Annotated in this window: 14 protein-coding genes; 6 read left to right on the top strand and 8 right to left on the bottom strand. The window is 37.4% G+C overall.

From position 1 onward, the window contains the following. Nucleotides 1-2: 2 nt before the first annotated feature. The 5 genes from JHC30_05725 to JHC30_05705 all read right to left on the bottom strand — a co-directional run bounded on the left by JHC30_05725 (nucleotide 3) and on the right by JHC30_05705 (nucleotide 5888). The gene (locus tag JHC30_05725; GenBank protein MCI4463654.1) at nucleotides 3-1256 is read right to left on the bottom strand and encodes an MFS transporter; all 1254 of its coding nucleotides are present in this window, start codon (nucleotides 1254-1256) and stop codon (nucleotides 3-5) included. After that, a complete protein-coding gene (locus tag JHC30_05720) occupies nucleotides 1257-1973 on the bottom strand; it encodes an alpha/beta fold hydrolase (protein MCI4463653.1) in 717 nt (238 codons plus the stop codon). A 111-nt stretch (nucleotides 1974-2084) separates the two neighbouring features. Further along, nucleotides 2085-3905, bottom strand: coding sequence for a glutamine--fructose-6-phosphate transaminase (isomerizing) (gene glmS, locus JHC30_05715; GenBank protein ID MCI4463652.1), 1821 nt, complete (start codon nucleotides 3903-3905; stop codon nucleotides 2085-2087). Between the two features lies 1 nt (nucleotide 3906). Beyond that, complete coding sequence (gene glmM / locus JHC30_05710) at nucleotides 3907-5214, bottom strand: phosphoglucosamine mutase (protein ID MCI4463651.1); 1308 nt, start codon at nucleotides 5212-5214, stop codon at nucleotides 3907-3909. 38 nt (nucleotides 5215-5252) lie between these two features. Further along, nucleotides 5253-5888, bottom strand: coding sequence for an MBL fold metallo-hydrolase (locus JHC30_05705; protein ID MCI4463650.1), 636 nt, complete (start codon nucleotides 5886-5888; stop codon nucleotides 5253-5255). Between the two features lie 44 nt (nucleotides 5889-5932). On the opposite strand from JHC30_05705, the gene JHC30_05700 reads away from it, so the two are divergent. The 6 genes from JHC30_05700 to JHC30_05675 all read left to right on the top strand — a co-directional run bounded on the left by JHC30_05700 (nucleotide 5933) and on the right by JHC30_05675 (nucleotide 12218). Then, the gene (locus tag JHC30_05700; protein ID MCI4463649.1) at nucleotides 5933-7687 is read left to right on the top strand and encodes a histidine kinase; all 1755 of its coding nucleotides are present in this window, start codon (nucleotides 5933-5935) and stop codon (nucleotides 7685-7687) included. After that, entirely contained in the window at nucleotides 7633-8346 is a 714-nt protein-coding gene (locus tag JHC30_05695; protein ID MCI4463648.1) for a response regulator transcription factor, read from the top strand. The genes JHC30_05700 and JHC30_05695 overlap by 55 nt, the downstream gene beginning before the upstream one ends. Before the next feature lie 157 nt (nucleotides 8347-8503). Continuing rightward, entirely contained in the window at nucleotides 8504-10309 is a 1806-nt protein-coding gene (locus tag JHC30_05690; GenBank protein MCI4463647.1) for a carbon starvation protein A, read from the top strand. Between the two features lie 4 nt (nucleotides 10310-10313). Next, a complete protein-coding gene (locus JHC30_05685; GenBank protein ID MCI4463646.1) occupies nucleotides 10314-10592 on the top strand; it encodes a hypothetical protein in 279 nt (92 codons plus the stop codon). A gap of 8 nt (nucleotides 10593-10600) precedes the next feature. After that, complete coding sequence (locus JHC30_05680) at nucleotides 10601-11551, top strand: ArsA family ATPase (protein MCI4463645.1); 951 nt, start codon at nucleotides 10601-10603, stop codon at nucleotides 11549-11551. Nucleotides 11552-11564: 13 nt separating this feature from the next. After that, nucleotides 11565-12218 carry a hypothetical protein gene (locus JHC30_05675; GenBank protein MCI4463644.1) on the top strand — a complete coding sequence of 218 codons (654 nt, stop codon included), beginning with the start codon at nucleotides 11565-11567 and terminating at the stop codon, nucleotides 12216-12218. Nucleotides 12219-12223: 5 nt separating this feature from the next. Here JHC30_05675 and JHC30_05670 read toward each other — a convergent pair whose 3' ends face one another. The 3 genes from JHC30_05670 to JHC30_05660 all read right to left on the bottom strand — a co-directional run. Further along, nucleotides 12224-13054 carry a hypothetical protein gene (locus JHC30_05670; protein ID MCI4463643.1) on the bottom strand — a complete coding sequence of 277 codons (831 nt, stop codon included), beginning with the start codon at nucleotides 13052-13054 and terminating at the stop codon, nucleotides 12224-12226. Between the two features lie 9 nt (nucleotides 13055-13063). After that, complete coding sequence (locus JHC30_05665; protein ID MCI4463642.1) at nucleotides 13064-13498, bottom strand: hypothetical protein; 435 nt, start codon at nucleotides 13496-13498, stop codon at nucleotides 13064-13066. After that, nucleotides 13495-13653 (bottom strand): hypothetical protein (locus JHC30_05660; protein MCI4463641.1); only part of this gene is annotated, 159 nt, incomplete at its 5' end. The genes JHC30_05665 and JHC30_05660, both read right to left, overlap by 4 nt.

Raw genomic sequence — 13653 nt, 5'->3', positions numbered from 1 at the left:
AATTAGTTATTTTCAAGCGGCACTCTTTTCATAAATAGAATCGACACAAAGGCGAGTGCAAAAGCAACAACGGAAATTGGGAATATTACAAATTTAGTTTTGAACATATCTGCAAAAGTTCCCGCAAGGACAGGAGCGATTATATTTCCTGTTTGTGAGAAAAGATAGTAGAAGCCTGTGAATGTTCCCTGTTTTTCTTTTGTGCCAAAGTCAATTACAGTTGGTATTGCGTTAACAATATAGAGGTCCCAGAAAATTCCACCGAGTGCAAAAAGATACTTATGTATTGAGTAAGTTTTCGTAGAAAGAACAATGTAGAAAATAATTATAAGGGTAAATAGACCTACAGCCATTGGGAGTTTCCTCTTGTATTTTTTACCGAGGTATCCTGCAGGGATAGAAAATAGGATAAATGTCACAAAAAATATCGAAAGGTTTAGTTTCGCAAGTTGCTCGCCCTGCACTGAAGGAAGCCCCGATTCCATTGCCATATAGGCGGTATAGAATGTTTCAACTGTGTTTATCCCAATCCATCCAAACAAAACTGAAAGTAGAAGGGCAATAAGAGAAAAATCTTTGTTTGCAAAAAGCAACTTTACAGTTTCTTTAATAGAAAACTTTTCTACATTCTCTTCTGAATAGTAAACAGCATCTCTTCTTTCATTAATTGAAAAGAAGACTACAAGCGCACCAATGACTATAAAAATACTTGCAACCAGGAATCCTAAGAGCCTGTTTCTCGAGGAGATCATCCCAACAACAAGAATTCCAAAGATACCGCCTATGCCTGTCATAAGGTTCATGATGGAGTTTGCAACTGCTCTATCCTCTTTAGGCGTTATATCTGCCATCAGGGCAATCGTAGGTGATCTTTGAATTGACATTGAGGTTACTGCAAAAAATATTGCAAAAAATACAAATGGAAATGGAAGTCTAAAATGTGCAAATAACTCTATAAGAAAGAAGAAGAATGCTCCACCGAGCAATCCACCTAATATATATGGCATCCTTTTACCGATTTTTGTATTAGTCCTATCGGAAAGAGCTCCAACGAGAGGAAGAAGAATGAGACCAAGTATGTTATCGATGTTCATTATCCATCCTGTTAAGGTGTTTGATAATTTATAAATATCCTGCACAATGATGGGAATATCTGTGTTATAAATGCCCCAGAAAAGTTGATCAGAGAAGGAACTCATTCCCAATTTAAAAATTTTGCGAAGGTCTGTTGATCTTTTAACTTTTTTCTCTTCCATTTAACCCTCCTTTAGGATTTTATTTATGAATTCAAGAGACTTTTCACAGATTATGTCCTTATCGAAGTCTGCCGTTGCAACATGATAAGAGTTTTTAAGAAATACCACCTCCTTTTGTTTTGATGAGATACTCTTTAAGGTTATTTCAACTGAGTCTTGAGGTATCACATGGTCTTCTATTGACTTGAATATAAGTTGAGGCTGAGTTACGAGTGGTAACTCCTTTTTTACAAGGGATATAAGTCTCAAAAACTCTAAGAGTGCGCCTGTTGGTATGTATTCATATGCAAGATTTTTTTGCGTCTTATCCTTAATATCACTTCCCGGGGAATAAATGTATTTCACAAAGTATTTTATGATAGGTAAAAATTTTAATTTCCAGTTTGGGTATAAACTCAAAGCATGGTTCACAAGGATTCCACCTAAAATCTCAGGGTGTTGTGCTTCAAGGTGAAGTGAAAGTGCTCCTCCCATCGAGAGACCAAACACAAAAACTTTATTTGCTTTTAATGAGAGATTTTTGTATGCAGACTCTGCATCTTCTATCCAGTCAGTGAATTTAACTTTGTCTAAGTCTGTGTAAACTGTGTTATGACCTCTTAGAGATGGTGCTTCAACTAAAAAACCCTGGGTTCTAAAAAATTGAACCTGGTATTCAATCGTTTTCAGATTGCCCAAAAATCCATGTAATACAAGTACGCCAACTTTATTTTCCATTTTTTAAATTATATAAAAACTCATTAAAATTTCAAATCTTGTAAAGCAAAGCACTTAACTTTCCAAAAAAGCATCTTACTTCAATTTAACTTCCAAAAACACTTACAAAACTTATTCAACCGTAACTGACTTTGCAAGATTTCGAGGCTTGTCTATGTCGAGCCCTCTTGCATCTGCCATATAGTAAGCAAAAAGTTGTAGTGGCATAACGGTAACTATCGGGGAAAGGTCGTCTAAAACAGGGGAGATATAGAAAACAGAATCTGCAACATCTTTAATGCGTTCATTATCTTTCTTTGCTATTGCAAGGACTTTGCCTCCCCTTGCCTTAACCTCTTTTATATTGCTTATTGTTTTATCTGAAAGAGGTGTGTAGGTATCGACTGCAATTGTGAGGGAGTTTGGAGTAATGAGAGCAAGGGGGCCATGTTTGAGTTCGCCTGCAGGATATCCTTCTGCATGAACATAGGCAATCTCTTTTAGTTTTAGTGCACCTTCTAAGGATACTGCAAAGTCGAGATTTCTGCCTATAAAGAATGTCTCTTCTATATTTTTTGTTGTTGAAACAAAACCTGCTATTTCTTCTTTATTATCAAGCACTTCTTTTGCGTAATCTGAAAGTTTTAGGAATTCCGCAACTAACTTCTGTTCCTGTGTGCTATCGAGTTTTCCTAAAATCTTTGCAAGGTGGAGTATCGAAAGCGTTATGACTTCAACCTGTGCAACATATGCCTTTGTAGATGCAACTGCTATTTCTGGACCTGCATGGATATAGACTACTTTATCAACTTCTCTTGCAACAGAAGACCCTACTACATTTACTATTCCAATTGTTTTGGATCTATTCTCCTTTGCAAGCCTTAGCCCTGCAAGTGTATCTGCTGTTTCACCAGACTGGCTTACGACAAACACAAGTGTCTTTTCGTCAATGACAGGTGATCTGTAGCGGAATTCCGATGCAACCTCTGCTTGTGCCGGTATTCCAAGATACTTTTCTGTAAGGTACTTGCCAACAAGACCTGCATGGTATGCCGTTCCACATGCAACAAAATAGACCTGGTTTATGCTTTGTAAATAGGTCTTATCAAAGTCAAGTTCCTCTACTTCAATTTTTCCGTTCTTGATCCTTCCTCTCATTGCTTCTACTATTACTTCTGGCTCTTCAAAAATCTCTTTTAACATAAAGTGTTTAAATCCGCCTTTTTGGGCATCTGTAATATCCCAATCAATCTTATGAACTGGTCTTTCTACAATATTAAGATTTTTGTCATATATAACCATTCTGTCCTTGTAAACATCAACGATATCTCCGTTTTCGAAGATAATTATATCCTTTGTGTATGGTAGGACAGCTGGGATATCTGACGCAACAAAGTTTTCGCCTTTGCCAACACCACCGATAAGAGGGCTGTCTTTTCTTACTGCAATGAAGTGATTTGGCTCTTCTTTGCTTAAGATTGCAAGAGCATACGAACCTTCAAGCATTGATACTGCCTTCTGAACTGCTTTGAGTAAATCGCCTTCATAGAATTCTTCTATAAGGTAGGCGATTACTTCGGTGTCAGTTTCTGTCCTGAATGTTTTCCCTTCTTTCATGAGCATCTTTTTCAATTCAAGGTAATTTTCGATAATGCCGTTATGGATAACGACGATATTTTTGCTTTCACTGTAGTGAGGGTGTGCGTTAATATCGTTTGGTACCCCGTGTGTTGCCCAGCGTGTATGGGCAATGCCAAGATGTCCTTTTATTTCAACTCCTTTAAGTTTCTCTTCAAGGTCTTTTATTCTTCCTGCTGTTTTAACAACCTGTAGATCCTCTCCAAGGATTGCAACACCTGCTGAGTCGTATCCCCTATATTCAAGCCTTTTTAAGCCGTCTATAAGTATTGGAAGTGCTTCTTTATCGCCTATGTATCCTACAATTCCGCACATTTCATGCCTCCAAAAATTCTTTAATTTTATTTGCTAAATCTTTTATCTTTATCTCGTTATCGCCTTCAACCATTATACGTATGACAGGTTCAGTGCCTGATGGTCTTATAAGTATTCTTCCGCTCTTTAATTCTTTTTCAACCTCGGACACGAATTTCTTAAATTTTTCATCATTTACGACATTTTTGTCCTTTACCTTCGCATTCACAAGGATTTGTGGAAATCTTTCGAGACCTTCCACCAATTTCGAAAGAGGTTTTTGCTCCTCTATCATTACCTCAAGGACGCTCAAAGCGGTTATCAAACCATCGCCTGTAACGCTTTCAAGCAAGTTTATGATGTGACCGGATTGTTCTCCTCCGAGAATTGCGCCATATTCTAACATGTTTTTTAGGACATACCTATCGCCAACGGGTGCACGGACAAAATTGATGCCCTCCTTCTTTAACGCATTTTCTATTGCAAGATTTGTCATAACTGTCCCAACGATTGTATTATTTTTAAGAAGGCCTTTCTTTTTAAAGTGCCTTCCGAGGATCACCATAATGTCGTCTCCATCAACGATTCTTCCATTTTCATCTGATAGGATTACCCTGTCTCCATCTCCATCGTGTGAGATACCAATATGAGCGCCTACTTCTAATGTATGTTTCGATATAACCTGAGGGTGTGTTGAGCCACATTCAACATTTATCCTGTGTCCATCAGGCGTATCGTTTATTGGGAACAATTCCCCGTTGAGTTTTTTTAGGGTTTGCGGGGTTGTGTAATAAGTTGCACCGTGTGCTAAATCAAGCGCAATCTTAACCTGAGATAGGTTCAATGGAAATCTTTTAGAAATGTAATCTATGTAAAAGTCTCTAATACTCTCATCATAAAATACCTTTCCTATATTTACAGGGCTTCTTTCTATATCTTTATCAATAAGACTTTCGATTTCTTCTTCTTTCTCATCGCTTAATTTGAACCCATCTTTATTAAAGATTTTTATTCCGTTAAATTCGATAGGATTGTGTGAGGCAGAAATCACTGCTCCTGCGGAAAAATTCTTCATAATGCGTAAAAGGAGAGACACTGCAGGTGTTGGCATAACAAAGCCAATTGTTACATCAGTTGATGCACTTATTATGCCAGTTGCAAGGGCAAGTCTTATCATCTCTGAGGAAAGCCTGGTGTCCTCTCCTATGAGAATTGGGCCGTTTCCGTAGAATATTTTTCCAATTGCAAATCCAATTCGGAGCGAAACCTCAGGTGTTATTTCTACATTTGCAATACCTCTTGCACCATCTGTTCCAAATATTTTTCTCATACGCAATATTTTAAATAACTTTTATAAAATTGCAAAGCCTAACTTAATAAAGGATTAAATGCCTTCTCTTCGCCGATTGTCGAGGGCTCTCCGTGTCCACCCAGCACAATAAAGTCATCATTCAGAATTAGAAGTTTTTCTTTAATAGAACTTATCAATTCTTCGAATGCGTGAGGGTATTCCTTTGCAATACCTACAGTCCCTTCAAGAAGCGTGTCGCCAGTGAAAACGAAACCGTCACCAATAATTGAAACACTTCCTTTTGTGTGTCCTGGTGTGTGGACAACTTTCAAATTTAAGATACCGAATGAAAACTCGGAATCTTCATCAATCACTACATCCGCAGGTTCAGAGACGATTTCATTCTCCATAAGATAGGACATATTCTTCTTTGGGTCGGAAAGTTTCTCACAATCGAGTTTATGAATTATAATTTTCGAATACTTGAATAATTTTTTTAGCGCTGAATTTCCTGCGATATGGTCGAAGTGCCCGTGGGTATTGAATATGTGTAGATTTGAATTTCTTATATTTGAAACAAGCTCTTCGGTTTCTGTTTCACTCATATTGGAAGGATCTATTACGATGGATTGGTTATCTAAGTTTATTAAGTAGCAATTTGTCCTGAGAGGATTAAAGGTAAACTTCAAAATCTCAATATCTTTTATGCGCATTTTTTCCATTTACCTATTATAGGATATTTTTGTATAATTTAGAGATGGTTAACTTATATTTAAATAAATTTTCGCTTTATATATGGCTGTTTCAATCACTTACAGTCATAATAACTGTTGCATTCTTATTAAGCCAGACACCAATCACAAGAGCGCTTTTTAATCTCGAACAATCCATCAAGAAACAGGTACTCCTCGGGATATTTTTCGGTGCAATTTCGATACTCGGAACTTTATTGGGCATCCAAACTCACGACGCTATTGCAAATATTAGAGATATCGGCGCTATAACAGGCGGGCTTTTTGGAGGGCCAATTGTAGGGCTTATCGCTGGTGTTATGGGAGGTGTCCACAGGGCTTCACTTGGTGGATTTACATCAAATTCGTGTGCTCTTGCAACCATTTTGAACGGGACTTTTGCAGGGCTCCTCTATACACGAAAGAAAGAAAAGTTTTTCTCTCCGCTTTGGGGATTTATTTTTGCTGCTCTTGCTGAAAGTTTTCATATGATTCTTGTTCTTCTTATATCTCCGCCTTTCGATAAAGCACTTGCCCTCATTAAAGAGATTTCAGGACCAATGATTTCTGCAAATGCAGTTGGTGTTGGATTGTTTTTACTGGTAATTAAGGTATCTTTTATGGAGAAGGAACTTGTTTCCGCAATTACTGCTGAAAAAGTCCTGAAAATTACAGAGAAAACACTTCCTATACTAAGTAAAGGTCTTACCCCGGAAACGGCAGACGAGACTGCGAAGGTCATTCTTGAATATACAAACCTCGATGCAGTAGGTATAACTGATACAGAGAAGATACTTGCCTTTCGTGGGATAGGCTCCGACCACCACAAACAACTTTCACCAATTTTAACAACTTCCACTCAAAAGGCATTGGAAACCGGACGAATAGTTCTAATGAAAAACGAATTTGATGTTGGTTGTCCTATTAATGGGTGTCCACTTATGTCTGGTGTGGTTGTTCCTTTAAAAGATTCTTCTCAAAATGTTTTTGGAGTTCTTAAACTATACAGAAAAGAGCGGAACACAATGACACCTTTTGATGTTGAAATGGCAAAAGGACTTGCAAACATACTCTCTCTTCAGGTTGAATTAAATAAACTGGAGACAGAAAAAAAATTGAAGACACTATTCCAATTGAAGGCTTTGCAATCAAGGATAAATCCTCACTTTCTTTTTAATAGTCTAAATACGATAAACTACATCGTTAGAAGTGATCCTGAGAAAGGAAGAGAACTTATCCAAAAACTCTCCTTTCTTTTAAGGAAAACCATTGATTCTGAAGAAGCGCTTTCAACTTTGTCTGAAGAAATTGACCTTGTGAGAGCATACCTTGAAATTGAAAAGGAAAGGTTTAAAGATCGACTTAACTATGAATTCGATATTGATTCGAATCTTTATAGCGTAAAAGTACCTTCTCTAATTCTTCAGCCTATCGTTGAGAATGCTGTAAAACATGGATTTTCGTTAACAAAGAGAAGCATAAACATAAAAATTTCTGCCTACAGAAGAGGAAACTATGTTTATCTTGTTGTTGAGGATAACGGAAGAGGTATTGACGAGGAAACCCTTTCAAATATTTTTGAGGGTAATAAGAAATCACTTGGGATAAGAAATGTTAGAGATAGAATTCTAAACCTTTATGGAAATAGATCATTTTTTAGAATAAAAAGTAAGATAAACATTGGGACGAAAGTTATTATTGGAATACCGTTGGAAGGGGTGCCGAATTGGATATTAGAGCGATTATCGTTGATGACGAAGAACCTGCAAGAGAAGAAATAAAAAGGCTTTTGCAAAAATTTCCTGAAGTTAGAATTTTAGGAGAATTTGAGGATGCAATAACCGCATTCAACTTCATTTCGGAAAATCCCGTTGATGTTGTTTTTTTGGACATAAATCTTGGGGGAATTTCTGGGGTGAAACTTGCAAAAGAGTTAAAGGAGTTTAAGAATTTTCCGCTCGTAGCTTTTGTTACAGCTTATTCAGAATATGCGGTCGATGCCTTTGATGTTGGAGCTGTAGATTACATTTTAAAGCCAATTGATGAGGGGAGATTTTTTAAGACAATCCTAAAGCTTAAAAATATGATGCTTTCAAAGGAAGAAAAAAGAGATGATTTTGTTGTTTGCACTTTAAAAGAGGAACTTGTGCTTGTGAAGTTAAGTGATATAACATATTTTTTTACAGAGAGTGGTAAGCTTTATGTTAAAAAAGGAAAAGAAGAACTTCCTGTTAAGGGACTTAATCTACAAAATGCTGAAAGCAGGTTTACTCCGCTTGGATTTTTTAGAATTAATAAGGAGTATCTTGTAAACCTTTCGAAAATTTCAAAAATAATCCCCTGGTTTAAGGGAAGGTATATTATTGAAATGGAGAATGGTGATAAATTACCGCTTTCACCTCATAGACAGAAAGAATTCAGGGAGATTTTCAAATTTTAACGATTTTTGACTCCGAATTTTCAACTTTTAATTCCAAATTTTGAACCTTTATTTAAAATTTCTTGACATCGTTTTTTTTGTGGTAAAATATTATTGAGGGCATATGAGAGCCTCGAGGATTTTTAAAAAATTTAAAAAACTTCAAAGGAGGTGAAGTATGTACACTGGCATTGCCGTATTAATTGGTGCAATTTTCTATCTCTTCTTCTACTTCACTTACGGTAAAAATCTTGAAAGAAATGTTGTAAAAGCAGATCCAAATAGGGAAACTCCTGCTGTAAGGCTAAGAGACAATGTGGACTATGTCCCTGCACACAAGTTTGTCTTGTTTGGTCACCACTTTGCATCTATTGCTGGTGCAGGTCCAATTGTAGGTCCTGCGATCGCAGTGGTTTGGGGATGGCTTCCCGCATTGCTCTGGGTATGGTTTGGAAACCTTTTCATCGGTTCAGTCCATGATTACCTTGCTTTGATGGCATCAGTAAGGTATGATGGAAAATCCATCCAGTGGGTTGCAGGAGAATTAATGGGGAAGGACATAAAGTATGTCTTTGAGTTGTATGTTTACTTTGCAATGGTCCTTGTTATCGCAGCATTTATGGGTGTCTTTGGGCCTCTTGCAAACAGCACTCCAGAAATTCTTACTGCATCATTACTATTTATGGTTGCAGCACTTATTGAAGGACAACTCCTTTACAAGACAAAACTACCTTTCTGGCTTTCATCTACAATTGGTGTTATCTTAACGATCCTTTCTATATGGCTTGGATTTGTATTCCCCTGGAAAGTGTCGCTCAATGCACTTTATTGGGGACAGTTTATTTACATTATTCTTGCAGCAGCCCTTCCAGTATGGTTCCTTCTCCAGCCAAGGGATTATCTTAACTCTTATATCCTCTGGGGTGGCGTAATCATAGGAGCAATTGCAGCACTTATTGTATTTAAGCCTTTTAATTGGCCTGCCTACACAAGTTGGTCTGCAAATGTTGTAGCACCAACTGTTCCTTCACCTTTCTGGCCAACAATTCCTCTTGTCATTGCGTGCGGAGCGCTTTCTGGCTTCCACTCTATTGTTGGCTCAGGCACCTCATCAAAACAACTTGATAATGAACTTTCAGGTTTGTTTGTAGGATACGGTGCAATGTTTATGGAAGGAATGCTTTCAACCATTGTTATTACATCCATTGCAGGTTTTGGACTTGGCGTTATTCAAGGATTTGCAGATAAAATTGCACAGGCAAAACCAGGCCTTGATGTAGCACAACTAACAAATCCTTCATATATGGCTCAATATGGTAACCTCATTATTAACCTGAAGACAGGAGATGGCAAAGCAATTGTAGGTGGTGCAGGTGGACTATTTACAAAATCTTTTGGTGCTCTCCTCAATGCAGCATATGGAGTTCCTAATAAGGTAGGGACTGTACTTGGAGGTTTGTGGCTCTCTTCATTTGTATTAACGACACTTGATACAACAAACCGTCTTGCAAGGTATGCATTCCAGGAACTTGTTGAACCTTTGAAGGGAGTTTCAAAGGGATTGCATGACTTCCTTGCAAATAGATGGGTTGCTTCAATTATTGCAGCAGCACTCGGTTTCTTCCTCATTGCAAAAGGTGGAAATGCATATACTGCACTCTGGGCAGGCTTTGCCGGTACTAACCAGATGCTTGCTTCAATTGCACTTCTTACAGGTGCAAGTTGGGCAAAGAGAGTCCAGAAGGCGTCAGGTGGTACTCTTGCACTTGTTTTAGTGCCTGCAATATTCCTGTGGATCACGGTTTTCGTTGCTCTTATTTGGTACCTAATAGAAGTTGTTCCAACACAGGCTGCCGCAATTAAACCTATCCTTGGTGCATTTGTTGTGGTGGAAATTATCCTTGCGGTGTATCTCCTTGTGGGATTCTTCAGGTCATACAACAAGGAGTATAAGCCTGCAACAGCAACTGGAAAGGCAAAATAAGGAAATGAAAAATTTCCTCGAGGCTCTCAAACGTTTCTTTAAAGGTATCGATATCTCTATGAGGGAGAGTGCAACCTCCCTCATAGAGCATGAATTGGCAGAGTTGGAAAATGCCTTTGCACTTCTTACTATGAGTATGTTTTCAGGGCTTCCGTTTCCATCAACTGGCATTGTTTTAAGGATACTTCCTTATATGGAAAGGGAAGTAAGAGTAATGTCCAAGAGAAGTGCTGACCTCGAAGACATATTTGCGCAGACCCTCTCACATTTTGATATTGATTGAGGTGAAAAATGAAAACATACTTTTTTATAGGTAAAGGTGGTGTTGGCAAAACAACTGTTGCTTCTTCCTTTGCAGTCGGCAAGTCTTTTGAAAAAAACAAAACTCTTGTTGTGTCCCTTGACCCAGCGCATAACTTAGGGGATGCCCTCAACAAAAATGTTTTCGGGCATATCACAAAGGTCTCGGATTATCTTGATGCAATTGAAGTTGATATTGATGAAATGATTAATAATTATCTAAAAGAAATGTCAGAGAAGATGAAAAATACATACCGTTACCTTACAGTCCTCAACATTGATAGGTATTTTGATATTTTGAGAAATTCTCCTGGCATTGAGGAGTATGCAACACTTGAAGCAATAAAGCATTATTTAACATTACCATACGACATAATTGTCTTTGATACACCGCCTACGGGGATTACGCTTAGAGTGTTTTCGATGCCAAGGATTTCCATTATATGGACTAATAGCCTCATCGATATGAGGAGAAGAATTCTTTCAAGAAGAAAAATGGTAGAGAATGTAAAAGGTCCAATTGAAGAAGAAATTGATGGCGAAAAAGTAAGAGTTCCAACTGAGGAAAGCGAAGACCCTGTTATGAGGGAGCTTTTTGCATATAAAAGCGATATGCAGGCGTTGATGAGCTGGTTCTCATCGGAAGAAAACTTTGTTAATATAGTTACTATGGCTGAGACGCTTGCATTTGCAGAAAGTAAGCGTATAATGGAAGCGCTTAGACTTAACAATATGAAACTTAGAAGGATATATTTAAATAAATACCTTGTTTTTGAAAATGTTCCAGAGGAACTTGCAGGAAAAGTAGAGGAGCAAGAAAAAGTAATTGAGGAAATGAAAAGAGAATTTAGAGATGTAGAAATAAAGAAAATACCATTTGTAAGAGTTTCTCCTCAAGGTGTAGATGCACTCTATTCTCTTTATAAAGATTATGTTGCATAGGGAGGTTAATTAGATGTCACCATCATTGCTTATGATTTTTATTGTAGTTGCAGGAGTAATGAGCCTTCAGTTCTATAAAGGAAGAAAATTGAATGCTCTTCTTATGATTAATTATATTCGTGGGTTTGAAGAGGCATTGCAGCCAAAGGATAAAGATTATATTTATCTTGGTGGAAGCGTTGGTTTTAAAGCACGATACCTGTTACAGAATAAGTTTGCAAAAGAGATGCAACTTACCCTTACCCTTTTGCCGAGGCAAAGTTTACTATGGTTTCCAGTTTCCTTTATAACCCGTGGTGGGGATAGACTTTACATAGTTCTCTCTCCAAAGTTTAAAATCCAGAGAGATGCTCACATTGTAAGGAAGTTTTACCATAGATTTGGTGCAGACATCAAAGAAAAAGATCTTTCAAAAGAGGATATGAAAATCGGAAATTCTGATTTTGTTGCCTACTACAAAAACAAAGAGGATGTAATGAGCCTTAAAAAAATTATTGAAGAAACATTTACTCCTGAAAGAGTAGGGCACATTGCAGTGAACAGAGAAAACAATACACTTTACTGCATCATTAAGCCTGACCCGAATTTTACCTCCAAAGAACTTAAAAAGTTAATCGATAATTTACCTCAAGCATTTGAGGATTGGACTTACTTTAAGGAAGATTAAACGGTTTACCTTTCAACTTCTTCTACATCTCTATACCAGGGAACTTGTGTTCCCTTTTTTGCTCTATTCTCAAAATTTCTTGTTTTTGGAGTCTTTTCTATTACTTCTTTAAGGAAATCTACCTTAGAATTTATTTCACTTAGTTGCGATTCCGTAAGTTTTTCCTCTGAAGCACACGTTTTTGCAAATTCCTTAACTTTATCGAGGTTCATATTCGCATCGTAGTAAAATCCCCAGTCATCTGAAAGAACTTTTGCAATATAGGAAGCATCAATAGTTTGCTCCTTTTGTGCCTCTTCAACATTGTGTTGAAGGAAAAGTATTATAAGATCGACGATATCTTTTCTATTGATTTTATGGATTTGAAGTTTTTCAAGCACTATATCCGCTAAACTTATGGTTGGAAAGTCGATTTCAAGACGGCCTCTACCAGGTGCATTTCCGAATTCGACATTATGTGAAAACTCAAGCCTGTCGTAAAAAACATCAACTGCAAAAAGTCCCTCAGGGTGCTCAAAAATATTTCTCTTATATGCAAAAAGGGTATTTACATAGATATTTGGTTTGAATTTTAAGGTTGTTTCGAAAAATTTTTTAACAAGTGGTTGCTGTCTTGAATAGGCAACTGTATCGAGATCTGTAAAAAGCGGTTTGTCTTTTCCAAGACGCTCAAGGGTATAAAAGAGATTTTGTATTTGTGGGTCTTCCGTGTGAATGTATACAGCAAGTGCTCCCAAAATCCTTAAAACGACATTGTTTTCTTTCGCTTTCTCTACGATATCTTTTGCAAGGTTAGCAAAGTCCCCCTCGCTCATATTTACAAATTTTTCAGCCATTTTTCACCTCTAACCCTGAATTTTAAAGTAATTCTCTACGCCACTTCTTGAGATATCGATAATATATCCTCTCAGTAATCCTTCTCCATATTCTGAGCCAGGATTCAGACAAAGTGTCTTTCCAATTTTTTCAAATCCAAAAGATTCGTGGATGTGCCCGTGGAGCCCTAATAGTGGTTGGTATTTTTCAATTACTGCTCTTACTCCTTTAGAACCAACATGAACGAATTTTACGCCGTCAAGACCGCCAACAAGCCTTAGGTTTTTGTCTAACTTTGGCGCAAGGTCAATTGCGGTATTATATGGAGGCGCGTGAATATTAAAGATCGCATTTTTGGGGTCTTTTAGTTTTGCAATTTTTGCTTCGAGCATCTTTTGAATTTCTCTATCGTCTCTTTCCCGAGGTGTATCCCAGGGGGTTGGATTTACATATTCGAAACTCATAACTTCATGCCCTTCAATTTCGATGATTTTGTCGAGAGGATAAAAACGATTCCTCTATCTTCGAATTCCTTTATAACCGGGTCAATTACAAATTCGTCATCATTTCCTGGCATCACAATCGTGAGGATTTTTTTCGTATCCACTTTTTCAACAAG

Origin of the sequence: Caldisericum sp., from assembly GCA_022759145.1 — a bacterium.
Lineage (GTDB): Bacteria > Caldisericota > Caldisericia > Caldisericales > Caldisericaceae > Caldisericum.
The sequence above is the reverse complement of the archived record's forward strand: the minus strand, read 5'-3'. Positions and strand labels throughout refer to the sequence as shown.